This is a genomic window from Capnocytophaga sp. G2 (assembly GCF_035282625.1).
Lineage (GTDB): Bacteria > Bacteroidota > Bacteroidia > Flavobacteriales > Flavobacteriaceae > Capnocytophaga.
This window is the reverse complement of record NZ_JAYKBU010000005.1, coordinates 64,524-82,380: the sequence shown is the minus strand read 5'-3', so window position 1 is coordinate 82,380 and position 17,857 is coordinate 64,524. Positions and strand designations below refer to the sequence as shown.

General features: G+C 41.1%; 17 protein-coding genes. 6 read left to right on the top strand and 11 right to left on the bottom strand.

Annotated elements, in window-relative coordinates; translation table 11 throughout:
- Positions 1–35: 35 nt before the first annotated feature.
- The 10 genes from VJJ03_RS04380 to VJJ03_RS04335 form a co-directional block, all read right to left on the bottom strand.
- Positions 36–1,412: an SLC13 family permease gene (locus VJJ03_RS04380; protein ID WP_009745047.1), complete on the bottom strand. Its 1,377-nt coding sequence runs from the start codon at positions 1,410–1,412 to the stop codon at positions 36–38.
- Between the two features lie 84 nt (positions 1,413–1,496).
- Positions 1,497–1,880, bottom strand: coding sequence for a hypothetical protein (locus VJJ03_RS04375; RefSeq protein ID WP_323974056.1), 384 nt, complete (start codon positions 1,878–1,880; stop codon positions 1,497–1,499).
- A 95-nt stretch (positions 1,881–1,975) separates the two neighbouring features.
- On the bottom strand, positions 1,976–3,040 hold the full coding sequence (locus tag VJJ03_RS04370; protein WP_323974054.1) for a diphosphomevalonate decarboxylase: 1,065 nt from the start codon (positions 3,038–3,040) through the stop codon (positions 1,976–1,978).
- A 243-nt stretch (positions 3,041–3,283) separates the two neighbouring features.
- Complete coding sequence (locus tag VJJ03_RS04365; protein WP_009745044.1) at positions 3,284–4,204, bottom strand: hypothetical protein; 921 nt, start codon at positions 4,202–4,204, stop codon at positions 3,284–3,286.
- A gap of 218 nt (positions 4,205–4,422) precedes the next feature.
- Positions 4,423–5,661 carry a quinol:cytochrome C oxidoreductase gene (locus tag VJJ03_RS04360; RefSeq protein ID WP_323974052.1) on the bottom strand — a complete coding sequence of 413 codons (1,239 nt, stop codon included), beginning with the start codon at positions 5,659–5,661 and terminating at the stop codon, positions 4,423–4,425.
- A gap of 23 nt (positions 5,662–5,684) precedes the next feature.
- Positions 5,685–6,266: a c-type cytochrome gene (locus VJJ03_RS04355; protein ID WP_009745042.1), complete on the bottom strand. Its 582-nt coding sequence runs from the start codon at positions 6,264–6,266 to the stop codon at positions 5,685–5,687.
- On the bottom strand, positions 6,263–6,799 hold the full coding sequence (locus tag VJJ03_RS04350; RefSeq protein WP_009745041.1) for a DUF3341 domain-containing protein: 537 nt from the start codon (positions 6,797–6,799) through the stop codon (positions 6,263–6,265). The genes VJJ03_RS04355 and VJJ03_RS04350 overlap by 4 nt, the downstream gene beginning before the upstream one ends.
- A gap of 2 nt (positions 6,800–6,801) precedes the next feature.
- Positions 6,802–8,202, bottom strand: coding sequence for an NrfD/PsrC family molybdoenzyme membrane anchor subunit (nrfD, locus tag VJJ03_RS04345; RefSeq protein WP_009745040.1), 1,401 nt, complete (start codon positions 8,200–8,202; stop codon positions 6,802–6,804).
- A 61-nt stretch (positions 8,203–8,263) separates the two neighbouring features.
- On the bottom strand, positions 8,264–11,359 hold the full coding sequence (locus tag VJJ03_RS04340; protein ID WP_323974050.1) for a TAT-variant-translocated molybdopterin oxidoreductase: 3,096 nt from the start codon (positions 11,357–11,359) through the stop codon (positions 8,264–8,266).
- A gap of 88 nt (positions 11,360–11,447) precedes the next feature.
- Complete coding sequence (locus tag VJJ03_RS04335; RefSeq protein ID WP_009745038.1) at positions 11,448–12,776, bottom strand: c-type cytochrome; 1,329 nt, start codon at positions 12,774–12,776, stop codon at positions 11,448–11,450.
- A gap of 329 nt (positions 12,777–13,105) precedes the next feature.
- Between VJJ03_RS04335 and VJJ03_RS04330 the strand changes: the two genes are divergently transcribed.
- The 6 genes from VJJ03_RS04330 to VJJ03_RS11490 all read left to right on the top strand — a co-directional run bounded on the left by VJJ03_RS04330 (position 13,106) and on the right by VJJ03_RS11490 (position 17,140).
- Positions 13,106–13,690 carry a thioredoxin family protein gene (locus VJJ03_RS04330; RefSeq protein ID WP_323974047.1) on the top strand — a complete coding sequence of 195 codons (585 nt, stop codon included), beginning with the start codon at positions 13,106–13,108 and terminating at the stop codon, positions 13,688–13,690.
- A gap of 6 nt (positions 13,691–13,696) precedes the next feature.
- Positions 13,697–14,455, top strand: a complete 759-nt coding sequence (gene yaaA, locus VJJ03_RS04325) for a peroxide stress protein YaaA (RefSeq protein WP_323974045.1) — start codon at positions 13,697–13,699, stop codon at positions 14,453–14,455.
- Positions 14,456–14,485: 30 nt separating this feature from the next.
- Positions 14,486–15,364: a GTPase Era gene (gene era, locus VJJ03_RS04320; protein WP_323974043.1), complete on the top strand. Its 879-nt coding sequence runs from the start codon at positions 14,486–14,488 to the stop codon at positions 15,362–15,364.
- Positions 15,365–15,591: 227 nt separating this feature from the next.
- Positions 15,592–16,104 carry a hypothetical protein gene (locus VJJ03_RS04315; protein ID WP_009745034.1) on the top strand — a complete coding sequence of 171 codons (513 nt, stop codon included), beginning with the start codon at positions 15,592–15,594 and terminating at the stop codon, positions 16,102–16,104.
- 201 nt (positions 16,105–16,305) lie between these two features.
- Positions 16,306–16,878, top strand: coding sequence for a hypothetical protein (locus VJJ03_RS04310; protein WP_323974040.1), 573 nt, complete (start codon positions 16,306–16,308; stop codon positions 16,876–16,878).
- Between the two features lie 97 nt (positions 16,879–16,975).
- Positions 16,976–17,140, top strand: coding sequence for a DUF5053 domain-containing protein (locus VJJ03_RS11490; RefSeq protein WP_416377843.1), 165 nt, complete (start codon positions 16,976–16,978; stop codon positions 17,138–17,140).
- Between the two features lie 192 nt (positions 17,141–17,332).
- On the opposite strand, the gene VJJ03_RS04305 is transcribed toward VJJ03_RS11490, so the two are convergent.
- Complete coding sequence (locus tag VJJ03_RS04305) at positions 17,333–17,824, bottom strand: CAP domain-containing protein (protein ID WP_323974039.1); 492 nt, start codon at positions 17,822–17,824, stop codon at positions 17,333–17,335.
- Positions 17,825–17,857: the final 33 nt, after the last annotated feature.

Sequence of the window (17,857 nt, the reverse complement as noted above, 5' to 3'; positions counted from 1 at the left end):
TATAAGCCTTATATTTTTTTAGTCTCCCCAGCACATCAAAGCCAAAAGTAGTACCCTATGATGGAGATAAAGAGTATACTAATGACATTGAGCCAAAAACCTGCCTTGAGCATCACCTGCTGCGGAAGCTTTCCTGTACCAAAGGCTATTGCATTAGGAGGGGTAGCCACAGGAAGCATAAAGGCACAGGAGGCTCCTATCCCAATAATCATAGCCAGCCCTATAGGATTCATCTGTAACTCCTCTGCTATGGAAATAAAGATAGGGACAAGCAGCGCCGCACTCGCCGTATTGGAAGTGAATTCGGTAAGAAAGACGATAAATGTTGCCACCAACAAGCCTATAAGGAAGTAATGTTGTCCTTCTATCAAGAACACAATAGCATCCACCATCGCCTTACTTGCGCCTGAGGAGGTCAGCACAGCGCTAAGGGTAAGCCCTCCTCCGAAAAGCAAGAGCACTCCCCAATCCGTATGCTCTTGTACCTGTCTCCACTTCACTACATCAAAGGTACATACCAAAGCGGCAGCTACCAAGGCAATGATACTATCAAAATCCCCCATCTTACCAATGCCAAAGATAGAGGCTATCAGAGGATTCAGTTGTGTAGAGAAAATCCAACAGAGTGCGGTAAGAACGAAGATAATAATGGCTCCCCATTGCTTTGCCGTTAAGGGTTGTTGTTCCTCAGCAGTTTTCTCTATCTTAATCGAAAGCTTAGGACGAAAGATGATGTACAATACAAGAATCACTAAAGGGAGCAAGCCCGCTACCACAGGCATTCCATACCATAGCCATTGCTGGAAGGTAATGCCTAAGTTGGATGAGACAATCGCATTAGGCGGACTCCCTACCAAGGTACCTATTCCTCCTATGCTGGAAGAATACGTAATCCCCAATATAACAAACCAATAGGTGCGTTTATTCTCTTGATAGGGTAAGCTCTTAAGCAAGCCTATCCCCAAGGGAATCATCATAGCTGCCGTTGCAGTATTGCTGATCCCCATGGAAAGCCCCGCCGTTACCAAGAACAAAAGTAATAGGGCTACCCAAAACTTCCCTCCCGCCAGGGAAAGTACTTTGTGGGCAATATACTTATCCAACCCCTGCACACTGAGTGCTGTGGCTAAGGCAAAGCCTCCAAAGAATAAAAAAATGGTAGGATTGGCAAAGTGTTGTAGTGCTGGCTTGGTCTCCACCAAACCCAATACAATTGCCAGAATAGGCACCATCAGAGCGGTGATGGTGATGTGTATCGCTTCGGTAAGCCATAGAATGGCTACCAATGCCAATAAGGCGATTCCCTTATTAGTCTGTGGCTCATACGGAAGCCATAGCATAAGCCCAAGAGCCACCAATACTGAAAAAAGAAGAATCCCTGCTCTTCTTGCTATAAACAAATGGTTTTTCATAAGGATGAATGTTTATTGTATTAATTAAGATCTTTATGTCCGACAAAATTACATCTTTTTCTTGAAAAACCAAAAAATTATTTATTAAAATTTTGGAGAAGAGGGTATTCTTATTCTGTTCTCTATTCTCAAAATACACCCCGTTTCTGTTTCAAAACGCTCCATTCTTTCAATATAGTTCCGATGTATTGTTTTCTTATTGGCTATATAAGCTGATTTTATATTGTAGTTAGCTGAATTATAATTCTCTCTAAAATATTCTATGGTAGTTCTAAGTTGTAATGCCGCCTTTTTTATAAAATCACTCGCATTTCTTAACTTGCTATCTTTCAGTTCTACAAAAATAACATTTGTTTCATAGCAAAGCATTCCATCACAACTATTATCCTTTGTACCCTTTTCCCGTAGGATTTCAATACAATTATCAATCGCTATAAAATTAATTCTTTTTTGCCCCTTATTTTCCACAATAGCAATCCAATTATTTTTATTTTCCTCATCAAGGTAGGAAGGGTTTTGTGTTCCTTTATCACACAATCCAAATTCTATCTTAACCGTAAACCTTAACTTCCCACTTGGTCATGGATCACCTCTCCATCTTGGCAGTATTTTCTAAGAGTCTGTTCAATAAAGTTCTCTACTTCTTTATGATAACTATGTGGATAAAGCAAGTGTATGTTCGCTCCTGCATCCAAAGTAAAGCATACAGGCACTTGGGTGCTCATGCGGTAGTACCATATCTGCTCTATAGCAGCTAAGGTATTAGGACGCATAAGCAAGTAATAGGGGTCGGAGGTCATCATCATAGCATGTAGGGAGAGTGCCTCACTCTCTACTAAAGAGGTAAAGGCAAGAAGGTCTCCCTCACGTAGGATATCCTTAAGTTGCGCTATATGTTGCCTTGCCTGCACAAAACGAGCCTCTGCATAAGGATGCCCTTGCATAAGCCTGTGCCCCATAGAACTGCTCACTGGCTTTTGTCCCTTGTCAATAAGCAAAATAGCATCCTGATAGGTATCAAATACCTCATGTACATCTCCTATAGGCACTCCGTAGAAATCGGAGCTATCGGCAACCGCAGGATGTTCTCCCCAGATTACCACGCTTCCGGTAATACTCCTGCAAGCACTCCCTGAACCTAACCGCGCCAGAAAGGACGCCTTTTCATAGAAATATAACTCACTCATCTCAGGAACAAATAAGCGCTCTATCTTCATCAAACACATTGCTAAGGCTGCCATCCCACTCGCAGAAGAAGCAATACCACTACTATGAGGAAAGGAATTGTGAGTGCGTACGATAAAGTAATAATCCCGAAGAAAAGGCAAGTAGTTGCGAATACGCGTAAAGAAAGTCTCTATCTTAGGTAGAAAATTATCCTTAGGCGTCTCATCAAAATAAAAGTCTATCTGAAAACTCGTAGTAAAGTCCGTTCGCGGTGCTATCTCTATAACGGTCTCCGTATAGGAATGGGTCAAGGTAAAACTAATAGAAGGATTCATAGGGAGCTGCCCCTCCTTCTTGCCCCAGTACTTAACTAAGGCTATATTACTCGGTGCCCTATGTCGCACTTGGGCAACATCTACCTTTTGGGTATAAGGCTTAGGTATAAATCGGTCTACTAACAAGGTTATTTATTTTTATTGGAAAATATCTCTTTATTCTTTCAAATATACGTAAAATTTCAGGAAAAACAGGTCGCCCTCCTAATCAAATTCTCTAACAGACTACCTATTGCTGTTTTTCCTTTGCAAAGATATAAATTATTTTTCAATTATAAGAAAAGAAAAAGCGAGCAATGAAAAATTCATTGCTCGCCCTTTGGATCACTAAAATTCTTTTATCACCCTTTAGCCTTCAACGGCTAACTCTTAATAACTATAATTGTAAGTGGATTTTGAGATTTCTCTTCCATCCTGTGTTGTAGTCTCGGTTACTTTGGTAGGATACCCTTTGTCATCCACTTCATATTCATAGGTTGTTTTACTAGGTGCTATGACATGAGTCATATCTTTCATCTGATTAGTTACGCTCTTAAGAGCTTGTTGGGATTTGGCACCTACCCTTGTGGGAACCCCTATATTTGGATCAAGCGTATTATTCAAATAGTCGAACACCGTACTGCGCTCAGGTTCTTTCACTGCAGGGTCATACTCATAGGTTCTCTCTACACTGTGATTTACCTTCCCCCCGTTTCCTTTTTCCTCTAAAGTTTTCTCTACTATACCTCCTTTAAGGGTATAAGTAGTACGTGTGAAAAGAGTATTAACACTCGTATCATCGGGATTTCCTTCGGTAGCCACTACGGTATTGGCATCAGGGTAGGTATATTTTACCTCACGCAAATCCTCCTTATAAACCTCTGCGGAGAGTCTGCCTTTCTTATATTCAAAATCTACCGTCTTGGTAGTGGTGCTCCCATTGACAATCTCAACCGTTTTCTTCATGTGAGTAATCTGTCCTTCTCCATTATAGGAATACTCCATAGTAGCCTTTCCACGACTATCTTGGTAAACAATCTTGTTAGGGCGTGTCTCACCCTCTGAATAGGAAATCTCCTGAGTAATTTTCTCTGAAGGCACCTCTTGACCTGCGCGAATGGTCTTTTTCTCTACTTTAGTAACAAGTCCTTTGTCATTGGTGGTATAAAGTGTCTTCACTTGGTTGAACCTGTCCTGACCTGTGGTTTTTTCTTTAGGAGTTACCACAGAACTTTGAGGATCATCATCATTGCTTTTGCTGCAAGCCACTCCTATAAGAGCTATACTTGCACATAGAAAAAATTTCTTCATAATATGATTATTAAGTTATAAGATTACAGTATTTATTGCTTATTGCAAGATTATTCTCTTTCACGATGCAAAGATATGCTTTTTATTCTTCCCTACCATAAAAATATCCTTCTCAGGACATGAAATGTATGTTTTTATGCACAAACAGAAGAAATGTTAAAATAAAAAAGAAGTGAAAAATAATCTATTTTTCATTCCTTATTCTTAGAAAATATTTATTAATAATGAAAATGTTCGCTTTCGCCCATCAGTGGGTGTCTTTTCTCTATCAATGGCACCTTGGTGAGGGTAAGGAAGGTAACATAAGTGAACAGTCCAAAGAAGAACACTACGCTCCCTATCTCTCCTATGCCTATACTCCATTGGTCGCCCACAGTAGCAGGCATAATCATATTATAGAAATCCAAATAATGTCCGGCAAGGATTACCACCGACATAATACCTATCACCCATGGCTTGCGCTTGATATCTGAATCTACCAAAATAAGCAATGGCAAAAGAAAGTTAATAGCAAGCATACCCAATACCACGGGCTCAAAATCATTCAACCGTGTGATGAAATAGGTAACCTCCTCAGGAATATTGGAATACCAATACAACATATACTGGGAGAACCAAAGATATGCCCAGAAGATAGAGAACCCAAAAAGATACTTAGCTAAATCATGTAAGTGACTATCATTCACATGTTCTAAGTAACCTTGTCCTTTAAGGGTGATCGTAACCAAGATAAGCGCTGCTATAGAAGCGGTGATAAAGCTACTGAACACATACCACCCAAATAAGGTACTGAACCAATGAGGGTCTAACCCCATAATCCAGTCCCATGACATCATGGATTCAGTAACTAAGAAGAACACCAAGAAACCTGCTGACCACTTAAATGCCTTCACAAAAGGACGATTATCGCTTGCCTGGTCTTGTGCTTTAGAAAGCCTACGAGTAATTTGTCGGTAGCCTATCCATCCTAGTAGATATATGGCAGTTCTTATAAGAAAAAAGGGTACATTCAGATAAGCTGTTTTGCCCTGTATCACCGTATCATGCGCTACCACTTGCGGATCCATCCAGATAAAAAGATGATTCAAATGAAGCCCTGAAAGCACCAATAGAACAAAGAAAATAAGTGCCCCCACAGGCAAATAGCCTGTGATTCCTTCCATCACCCTAAAGAGGATGGGTGCCCATCCCGCCTGTGCAGCTCGGTTAATGGCATAGAAAGCCAACACCCCTAAGCTTATAAGCATAAAGAATAAGGCTGCTACATAAAGCGCCGCCCATGGCTTATTCTTCAATAGTTGTAATACATGTTCAGCGTGGGCAGCATCTCCTCCTGCTGGTACTCCCAATGCCTCCACTGTGCTCGGCACAGCTATAAAGCTATAGCCAATACCTAAAAGCCCCACTACCATACTGAGGATGGCTACTAATTTGATTTTTCCTGAAAACGAATACATAATTTCTTCTTCTATTAAGTGGGTTATTTATTTAAGAGTTTATTACGAAGTTCTTCTACATATAAGGCTACTTGCCAACGCTCCTTCTCAGTAATCTGAGAGGCATAAGACCCCATAGCATTACGCCCGTGATAAATCACATAGTAGATACTCCCCTGTGTGATTTCTCTATCCTTATAGTTAGGAACTCCTAAGTATTTTTCACGTTTCACTAAGATTCCTTGTCCATCTCCTTCTGAGCCATGACATACCATGCAATAGATGTTATATAGGGCAGCCCCTTCCTTAAGGTGATCCTTTATCGCTAAACTATCGGCAAGGAGCGGATTCTTTAGGTTTGCCTTAGCATCCTCATAGCCTTCATTGGTATTAGGGTATGCAAAGGGCATCCACCCTCGCTTGATGGTATTCTCTGGAGGGAGCTGTGCCTCCATATTCCCCTTGAAGGCTGTATTGCCCTGGGGAATCTCCTGATAGGTCTCATAACCCACAGGAAAGTACATATCGGTATCTGCCATATATTGGTAGTTCGGCTTATCCTTGTGAAAACAAGAAGTAAGCGAAAGACCCCCTACCAATAGGGCAAGTATATATATCTTTTTCATATCTCAATGGCTTTTTTGTCTGCTATTTTTACCTCTATGGCACCTGTCTCTTCCAAGAACTTTACAAGCTCTTGCTCGTTGCCTGTACTCTCCACTTCCATTAGAAAATGGTCGTCGGTAGTACGTGGGTCAGGATTCTCTGCCTTCTTATAAGGGTATAACTTACTGCGCATATAAAAGCTGATAACCATAAGGTGCGCTGCAAAGAAAATGGTCATCTCAAACATTACAGGAATAAAGGCAGGCAGGTTATCTATATAGGTGAAATTAGGCTTTCCTCCTATATTACGTGGCCAGTCATCTATCATGATGTATTTCATCATCAATACAGCCACTACAAGCCCTATACAGCCATATATGAAGGAGGCTATAGCAAGGCGAGTATGCTTAAGTCCCATCGCTTCGTCCAATCCATGTACCGGAAACGGTGTATATACCTCCTCTATCTTGAGGTTCACTCCTCGTACTTTCTTTACAGCGTCCAAAAGAACGTCATCGTCATTATAGATTGCTTGTACTACTTTCTTATTCATAACTAATGGGAATTATTTGGGTTTGCTTCTCTTAATTTTTTATACTTCTCTCCAGAGGATTTCAGGATGGATTTTACTTCGGCTTGCGCTATCACTGGGAAAGTACGCGCATACAAAAGGAAAAGCACAAAGAAGAAACCTATGGTACCTGCATACACCCCTATATCAACAAAGGTAGGAGAAAACATTGTCCATGAGGAAGGTAGGTAATCCCTATGCACAGAGGTTACTATAATCACAAAACGCTCAAACCACATCCCTATATTCACTACGATGGATATACAGAAGGAGAAAAGAATACTACGACGTAACTTCTTTATCCACATGAACTGTGGTGAGAACACATTGCAGGACATCATCATCCAATATGCCCACCAGTAAGGACCTGTAGCTCGGTTAAGGAATGTATATTGCTCATATTCTACCCCAGAATACCAAGATACAAAAAGCTCTGTAATATAAGCACATCCTACAATAGAACCGGTAATCATTACCACCAAGTTCATCAGTTCAATGTGCTGAAGGGTGATATAATCCTCCAAATGGCTTACCTTACGCATGATAATAAGCAATGTATTCACCATAGAGAACCCTGAGAATATCGCCCCTGCGACAAAGTATGGCGGAAAGATCGTGGTATGCCAACCTGGAATTACTGAGGTGGCAAAGTCAAAGGATACAATGGTGTGCACTGAAAGCACCAAGGGGGTTGCCAAGCCAGCTAATACTAAGGAAACTTCCTCAAAACGCTGCCAGTCCTTCGCCCTTCCACTCCAACCAAAACTCACCAAGCTATATATCTTCTTCTGAAAAGGTTTCACCGCCCTATCTCGCAACATAGCAAAATCAGGAAGCAAACCTGTCCACCAGAATACCAAGGATACAGAAAGATAAGTGGAAATAGCAAATACGTCCCATAACAAAGGCGAATTAAAGTTTACCCACAAGGAACCAAACTGATTCGGGATGGGCATTGTCCAGTAGGCAAGCCACGGACGACCCATGTGGATAATCGGAAAAATACCCGCCTGAACTACTGAGAAGATCGTCATCGCCTCCGCTGAACGGTTAATAGCCATCCTCCATTTCTGACGGAAAAGTAACAATACGGCGGAAATAAGTGTACCGGCGTGACCGATCCCTACCCACCATACAAAGTTGGTGATATCCCATGCCCAACCTACGGTCTTATTAAGTCCCCAAACGCCTATCCCAGTGGATACCGTATAGACAATACAGCCCAAACCCCACAAAAAGGCACTTAAGGCTACAGAGAATACTATCCACCACAGACGATTGGCTTTCCCCTCCACAGGGCGCGCAACATCCACAGTAACATCATGGTAGGTCTTATCTCCTACTATTAGCGGATTTCGTATAGGTGCTTCGTAATGCGATGCCATATTTTTTAATTATCAATTGTTAATTATTAATTATTAATCATTAATCGTTATAAATTAATCATTAATCGCTGTTTCTTACTTTTACTTGATAGAATACATTAGGATGGGTACCTATGTGCTCTAATAGGTGGTACATACGCTTATCCTCACTTAAGGCTACAATAGGATCTTCTGGATTGTTCATATCTCCAAAAGTCATCGCTCCTGTACCACAGGCGGAGGAACAAGCACAAGCATCATTGAACTCACCTACTTTTACCTCACGATTCTCACGCTTAGCACGAAGAATAACCGCTTGAGTCTCCTGAATACAGAAAGAACATTTCTCCATGACACCACGAGAACGTACCACTACATCAGGGTTGAGTACCATCTTACCATAGTCGTCATTCATGTAATAATCAAATTCATTATTATTACTATATAGGAACCAATTGAACCTACGTACCTTATAAGGACAGTTGTTCGCACAGTAGCGTGTACCTACACAACGGTTGTAAGCCATGTGATTCTGTCCCTGTACCCCATGAGAGGTTGCCCCTACAGGACATACGGTCTCACAAGGAGCATTATTACACTGCTGGCACATCACAGGCTGGAACACCACTTGCGGATTGTCCGAAGGGGTCTCCATCTCTGAAAAAGTGGTAAGAGCAGCGCCTAATCCTTTTATCCCTTCTACCTTCTGAAGGTCTCCATCGAAGGTCTCTTCTGAAGAATAATAACGGTCAATACGTAACCAATGCATATCTCGGGAACGCCTTACCTCACTCTTCCCTACTACAGGCACATTATTCTCAGCATGACAGGCTATTACACAAGCACCACACCCTGTACATGCATTCAGGTCTATCGCCAAGTTAAAGAAATGCCCCGTACTGTGGTCATATTCTTTCCACAAAGTTACTGAGGTAGCTTTCACTTCCTTATGATCTAAGGAGACTTCTGGTTTCTTGTTCCATTCTTTAGCATCCTTCGTGATAAATTCCTCTAAGGTTGCCTCCTTAATGATGTCACCACGACCCATAAGGGTATTGTGAAGCTGTACGCAAGCATATTCATGAGTGCCTTCTGCTTTCTTAATAGAAGTAACGGGCTGTACGTTGTTGTAGTTGTTGTAAAGGGTGTAAGCATTCACTCCTATTTGCATCTCTTTCTTCATGCCTGCCTTTCTTCCGTAACCAAAGGCAAGCCCTACAGAACCTTTTGCCTGTCCTGGTTGGATCAGAACAGGTACCTTAAGCCTTACCTCTCCTACTTGAATCTCAGCATAGTCTCCATCCAAAGCACCATTAGCTACATGCCAATTCTTGATGCCAAGTTCTTTAGCATCACTGGCGGACATGGTAAGGTAGTTATCCCAGGTTACACGGGTAATAGGGTCTGGCAATTCCTGCAACCAAGGATTATTAGCTTGTTGTCCATCACCAAGCCCCGTATTGGTATATAGCGTGAGTTCAAATCCTTCTTGAGAAGCTGCGGTAAGGGCTGCCAGCATAGGCGCTGTATCCAAAATAAGTGATTTCTCTGACCTCTTCACTTCCTCATAAGAATAAAAACCATCATGTTGGGCTTTCTCCCAAGCATAACCATCCTTAAGTAGGTTTGTCTTCCAGTAATTCTTTAAGTATTCATAATAATTAGCATCCTTACCACTCCATTTAAGCAAAGCCTCTTGTAATTGACGAGTGTCAAAGAGTGGACGAATAGTGGGTTGCATAAGGGAATAATACCCCTCCTTCATGCAGATATCTCCCCAAGATTCCAAGTAATGAGGCGCTGCAGCAAGGTAAGTGGTCTTTAAGGCAGTCTCATCTCCACGAAGTGAAAAAGCGACTGAAGTTGCCACTTTGCTAAGACCGGTTTCAAAAGCCTTTGCATCAGATGCGGATAGGGTATATAGCGGATTCACATTAGCAGTAATAAGCACCCCTACTTTGCCCGCATTCATATCGGTTAGGAGCTGCTTGAGATCAGCAGCATTTCCTTGACGGATATACACAGGAGTTTCATAACACAAAGCAACACTATGGAGTACCTCCTCGTTGATTTCAAGCACGAGGCTTTGCGCATTCACGTCCTGAATTCCAGTTACCACGACCGCCTTACCAGCGGCTTTTTGGGCTTGCTCAGCAGCTTTTTTCACGGCTGCATCAGCACGTTCAGGTAAGTTCCCCCCTACCGTCTTCCCTGTAAGATACCCATAGAACTTAGCTAAAGCGATCTTTAGCTCAGAAGGCTTTAGGGCTATACGTACATCCGCATTAGCACCAGAGAGCGACATATTACTCTCAAACTGGTAATGTTTGGACATCTTGCCTTCCTTAGTAGGAATACGTCCCTTAGCATAATCCTCTTCATACCCTCCTTGCCAATCGGCAATGAAATCTGCTCCAAAGGAAATAATCACTTCCGCCTTGGAAAAATCATAGTCCGCTAAGGCACGAACGCTATATTTCTTTTCAAAAGCAAGTACCGCTGCTTCCTCTGAAACAGCATCATATTGTACGTGCTTGGTATTGGGATATTTTTCAGTAAATTCTTTAATGATCCCTTCTGTAGAGGGACTAGCAAGAGTACCGGTTAAAAGGACGATTTGCTTTCCCTGTGCTTGTGCCTCATTTAGGGCTTTCATCACAGCACTATCAAGGGTATCCCAAGTGATATTCTCTGATCCTCGCTGTGGGTTTCTGGCTCGCAGACTATCATACAAGGAAAGTACGGAAGCCTGTACACGCGCATTCCCACAACCACGATAGGTTGCTTCTCGGTTATTCTCCACTCGGATAGGGCGCCCCTCACGGGTCTTCACCAGTACAGAAGCAAAGTCAAACCCATCCGCCATAGTAGTAGCATAGTAGTCTGGAATTCCTGGACGTATCTCCTCGGGCATTACCACATAAGGAATTGCCTTATGTACAGGTCCTTCACAGGCAGCCAATGCTGCTGCTGCTGTGGTGAATCCTACATACTTGAGAAAGTCCCTACGCGTGGTGGAGGAATCCTCCATCACCTCCTTGTTGGATAAAAATTCGTGCTCGCCTGAATAGAGCGTAGGGAGCTTATCCACAAACTCATTCTGATGAATTTGCTCTATCACAGGATTCTCTGTATCCAATTCCTCTACACTTCTCCAATATTTTTTTTCTGATGACATAAATTTCAATGATTAATGGTTAATGATCAATGATTAATGATTAATGATCCCATAATTAATTATTATCGGCGTTAATCATTAAACATTATTAGTAGTGGCACTTACCACATTCTAAACCACCGAGTTCAGCGATGGTGAGTTTTTCTTTACCATATTTCTTAGCCAATTGCTCATGTATCTTTTCATAATAAGGATTGGCATCATCTACATTGGTAGTACGGTGACAGTTAATACACCAGCCCATAGTAAGGGGAGCATGTTGCTCAACCACTTCCATCGTTTGTACATCTCCATGACACTGTTGGCAAGCAATATTAGCTGCGGTAACATGTTGAGAGTGATTAAAGTACACATGGTCAGGAAGGTTATGAATACGTGTCCATTTCACAGGCTTCTGTACCCCTGTATAGCGAGCATTTTCAGCATCCCAGCCTACAGCATCATATAGCTTTTTAATTTCCCCATCATAGAACTCTTTAGTATATTCAGCCGTTACAGGTCCGGTATATTCATCAATCGTTTTATGGCAGTTCATACACACGTTAAGCGAAGGAATCCCTGCAGTCTTGGAAGTACGTGCTGCTGAGTGACAGAACTTACAATCTATCTGGTTATCTCCCGCATGGATTTTGTGGGAGTAATGAATCTCTTGAATAGGCTGGTATCCTTGGTCTATCCCCACTTGCATGAGGTAGCCAAAAGCAAAATAGGTAGAGGAGAAGAAAAGCACAACAATAAGCGTCCCTACTATAATTTTGTTCTTGACAAATATATTCCACAAAGGATAGTACTTACTCTGCTTGAGATACGCTTCACTGTTATTCTCCTTAGCTAATTTACGAATTTCTCGGTTGGACTTTATAATCACAAACACGAATACCAAGAGCAATACCACACAGCCAAGAAGCAGTACCAACATAAGGGAGCCTTTACCTTTTTCCTTAGCAACAGGAGCCGGCGTATCACCACCGGAAGTAGCCGTGCCTGCGGTAGCTTGGTCTGTAGCTGGAGCCGCTGGAGTAGCTGCAGCCTCTGCCTTGCTGGGGTCTGTTACATAAGCAAGTACATTGTCTATATCTTGATCGGAAAGGATCGTCTCATAAGCGAGCATAGGTACCTTATTATATTCCTCAAAAACGGCTACAGCGTCCTTATCACCTGCATCAATTAAGGTTTTACTATTCTTAATCCATTTGTGCAACCATTCAGCAGACCTCTTTTCAGTGATCCCCCCAAGAGGAGGTCCCACCAGTTTCCCTTCTAACTTATGGCAAGCGGCGCAGTTGGCTTTGAACAAGTCCTTCCCTTTCACCGGGTCGCCTGAAGCCTCTTGTCCAAATAAGTATATAGGAAAAAACACTGCCAAAAGCCATATCGCCCGCAGTGCATTCCCCTTATGGTTCTTACTCTTTTTCATATAAAAAAGCTATTTAAAAATGAAAAATTATCTTCCTTCTATAGTGCATCCCTAATAAAATACTTTTAGGTATGTTATCACGGTGCAAAAATATAACATCTTAATGAAATTAAAAAAAAATTTTATTTATTAGACTTAATTTGTAAAAAGTCTAAATAATAATAGAGAAGAAGGTCTTTTTTTAATAATAAATGACATTCGCTGGCTATATATTATCTTTCACTCTTCACTCACATACTCGCTCATGCGACTCCATTTTTCACTTTCCACTTTTCACTTTTCACTAAAAATTCGTACCTTTGTCCCTGTATAATTAATGATTCATTCTTATGATAAAAGAAAGTCTTAACAATGCCTTTTCTTACGAGGCTTACAAAAACCTTATGGATAGCCTCCTTTTACAAGGAAAAACCACCGGAACCGACCAATCCGAGTTCATGGTCTCTCTCACCAAGCTCAATCGCCAACGCATCAAACGTATAGATAACACCTTAGAACTCACCGAAGAACAACAGGCTTTCTTTGCCCATATCACAAAGGAACAAACATGGCTGGTCATCTCCGAATGCTGGTGTGCCGATGCCGCTCAGATTCTCCCTGTACTGGCTAAAATCGCACAAAGCAACCCTCTTATCCACTTAAGAATTGTCCTCCGTGATGATAACCATGACCTTATGAACCAATTCCTTACCAATGGAGCCATGGCGATTCCTATCCTTATCATCTTGGACAGCAATACCCTTGAGGTACTCCATGTGTGGGGACCTCGCCCAAAAGTGGCTACTCAAATGGTGGAAACCTACAAAAAAGAACATGGAAAGCTCTCTCCTGAATTCAAGGAAAACCTCCAAAAATGGTACAACCAGGATAAAGGACAAAGCATCATCAGTGACCTTATAGAACTCCTTAAATAAACGCTTATGAAGATGATCATTTCTCCTGCAAAAACTTTGAACTTCATTTCTTCTCTTCCTGTAAAAGAAAACTCTCAACCCATCTTCCAAAAGGAGGTTGCTCAGATACACAAGGTTTTAAAAGAGCTCTCCCCTAAGGAACTATCCGAGAAAATGAATATCTCCATGAGCCTGGCACAGCTCAACTGGGAACGCAATGAGGATTTCTCTCTCCCTCACACGGCAGAAAATGCCCGTCAGGCAATCTTCGCTTATGCAGGTACCGTATATGAAAATCTTGACGCCTACAGCCTTAAAAAAGAAGAGATCGAACAGCTACAGTCCTCCCTACGAATTCTCTCTGGGCTCTACGGACTGCTCAAGCCCTTAGACCTCATTGCTCCTTATCGCTTGGAAATGAATGTAAAACTCCTCGTTGGAAAATCACGTAACTTATATGATTTCTGGAAAAAGAAGATTACCCTCGCCCTCAAGGAGGAACTCCATGAGGGAGAACTCTTTGTAAACCTTGCCAGCACAGAGTATTTCAGAGCTATTGACACCCAAAAGCTCAAAGCAACCATCATAACCCCTGTCTTTAAGAACTGGAAGGATGGTACGCTCAAAACCATTGTTTCCTATTCCAAAAAAGCACGCGGACAAATGGTACGCTACATTGCCCAGAATAAGATTACCTCTGTAGAGGAACTCAAAGGATTCCATACTGATGGGTATTGCTTTGACCCAAAATACTCTAAGGATAACGAACTGGTCTTCATCAAATGAAATAAATCATTAACCTTTGCTTTTTAAGTTATGCACAAAGCTGGATTTATTAATATCATTGGAAACCCTAATGTAGGGAAATCCACCCTCCTAAATGCCCTTGTAGGGGAAAGGCTCTCTATTATTACCGCTAAGGCACAAACCACCCGCCATCGTATCTTTGGAATTGTCAGCGGAGAGGATTTCCAAATGATTTTCTCCGATACTCCTGGCATCATCAAGCCAGCTTATCAACTGCAGTCCTCCATGATGGATTTTGTAAGGGATGCCTTCGAGGATGCAGATATCCTTATCTATATGGTGGAAATAGGCGAAAAAGACCTCAAGGATGAGGAATTCTTCAAGAAAATAAATGAGGCTAAAGTCCCTATCCTGCTACTGGTGAACAAGATAGACCGCTCTGATGAACCTTCTGTAAAGCAAGCCCTCTCCTACTGGCAAAAAAAAGTCCCAAAAGCGGAAGTATATCCTATCTCTGCCTTGGAGAACTTCAATGTGGAACCTCTCTTCCATCGCCTACTGGAACTACTCCCACCCTCCCCGGCTTTCTATCCTAAAGACCAGCTTACCGATAAGCCTGAACGATTTTTTGTCAATGAAACCATCCGTGAAAAAATCCTTCTCAACTATAAGAAGGAAGTCCCTTATTCAGTAGAGGTGGAAACGCAAACCTTCTCCGAAACGGAACATATCATCCGTATCCGAAGTATCATCATGGTAGAGCGGGATAGCCAAAAGGGAATCCTCATCGGACACAAGGGAGAAGCTCTCAAAAAGGTAGGTATCCAAGCCCGATATGATCTGGAAAAATTCTTCGGTAAGCAAATACACTTGGAACTCTACGTGAAGGTTAATAAGAATTGGCGCTCTGACCTCAAACAGCTTAAGCGCTTTGGATATACACAGTAAAACAAAAAATAGCTCCTAGAAGAACAAGGCTCCTTTTTAAAAAATAGAATCCCTAAAATACTTTTTAGGCACTGCTTTGTTATTCAATTATTTTTACTACTTTTGTGCTGTCTTAGCTCTTAAACTTAACACATAAGCGTATGTTTAAGGGAATAGGGCTTATATCCCTTGAAAACTAAAAAATTTCACTGTTTATCTCTCATTATTGAATTTAATTATTGATTCTTATGTTTATACAAATACTCTCTTATTGCCTACCTGCAGTGATCGTTGCTGTGATGGCTTACTTCTTCTTTCTATTATATTTCAAGAATGAAGACAAAAAACGCCGTTGGCACCTTATCAAAGACCTTCAAAAGGAAGCACTCCCCTTGCGACTACAGGCATACGAACGCTTAGTATTACTCCTTGACCGTACAAGCCCTCAGAAGCTCGCCCTACGTGTGGCTCCTGCCTCCTCTGATAAGCAAGCCTATGAACTGCTCCTGATTGAACACATCAATGCAGAGTACGAACATAACATCACCCAGCAGATTTTTGTAAGTGAGAACCTGTGGAATGTCATCCTCCTTAGTAAGAATGCTACCTTACAAATCATCCACAAAATCGCTTCCGACCCTGCCATTACCGATGCTATTAAGTTACAAGAAGCCATTATCTCTGAATTCGTGAACAAACCCACTCCTTCCAATAATGCTATCTCTCACTTAGTCAATGAAGTAAATAATACTATCGGCTAATTTAAAACTTTCAAAAACTAAAATTCATACTCCTAAAAGCATATATTTTGGGAGTATTTTTTTATTTATAATATTTTATACTTTTTTTTAAAATCCCCATTGCTTTTCACACTTTTTTATTATAATTTTGTAGCAGGAAAACACCTCTACTAAAGAAAGAAGTATTAAAATGATTGTTAACATACATTAATCTTGCTCATTATGAAAAAGTTGATATACCTATTCCTTGTTATGGTAAGCTTGGTTGCCTGTCATAAGGATAATAAAAATAACAATGACGAAACTTCCCCATGCTGTGGAGAGCCTTTTGAAGATTTTACTTTTTATGCAGATAAAAAGTATGAGGATTTTTTAGCAAATGCAACCTTGCATAAAATTGCTAAAACAGGTGAGATTTTAGATACTAAAATAGGCAAAGGATATGGAAAGTCTTTTTATAAGCCTATTAGAAATACCAATTATATAGGTTATTCCTTCTCAGTAATTAATGACATAAAAAGAAAACTGGGTAAGCGAGAAGAATTATATCGGTTAGAAACTCCTGACCAAGTGATCAATATCACCATCAAAGGAGAGTTTCTCTCTAATAAAAGATGTTGTGCTGCCCCTGAGGTTCAAGAAGTACTCCTCAATGGGAAAAAATGGGAACAGAAAAATGATACCTCTTTGGACAAATGGGAAGATCTTGTAGAAAACAAAAATCCAATAAAAAGAACATATTATATCCTCAAAGGGGATAATATCTTAAAGAAAAATGCAAATTCTAAAAAATAACACCGTAGGATGCTATCCGAAAAGTTTCCGGACGGTATCCTAAAAAATATATGGATACAGTCATAGAAAAAGAAAAGAACAATGATACAACTATTAGATGACATTGTTATGTGAGGTATCTTGGGGAAAATTGTCTCAAGATTATTTTAGTAAATCCTCTTCATGGATATATAACAAATTGCAGGGAAGAGAGGATAATGAAGGAGAAGGAGGCTTTACAGAGCCAAAAAAATTCAACTCCAAGTTGCTTTATATGATATAGCTGAGCACATCCGCCGTGCAGCAAACGGTATTCAGTAGTCATGAACTGAATTTTATTTAACACCTGAAGCCCTCCGCAAGAGGGCTTTTTCATTACAAACCAATGGCTTAAAACAATTAACTATGCTAACTATTGATAATTCAAAAACATTCGTACACTTGCACCACCATTAGAACAAAGTAAAATCTTTCATTACTCATTTTTCATTTTTCGTTTTTCACTTCCAAAAAGTAGTGTCCAGTAAGTACCACTATGTCCTATTCCCACCTCATTTACTCTATCATTCATAATATTAGCACAATGGGCAGGGCTTTTCATCCATAGTTCCATCACCTGTTGTGGGGTAAGGTTACCTTGTGCTACGTTTTCTGTATAGAAGCTCCATCGGTAACCTGCCTTTCTTAGGCGTGCCCCTGGACCATCGCCATTGGCACTATAATGATCCAGCTTCCCTCGCCGTGCCATATCCTCACTATGAGCCTGGGCAACCTCCGAGATTCGCTTACTCCACTTCACTTGAGGAACTGCTTTGAAGGGGGTAGCTCCACAATCACATACCTTACTCCGATATTGGTTCACCAAGCGCACAATAGTGCTTGCCTCTGTGGAAGGTTCTTGAGCATTTGAAGGGGTGCCCGATTTAGAACATTGCATAAAAAACAATGCACTTATTAATAAAATCATTTTTTTCATTTTTCACTTTTAACTATGTTTTTC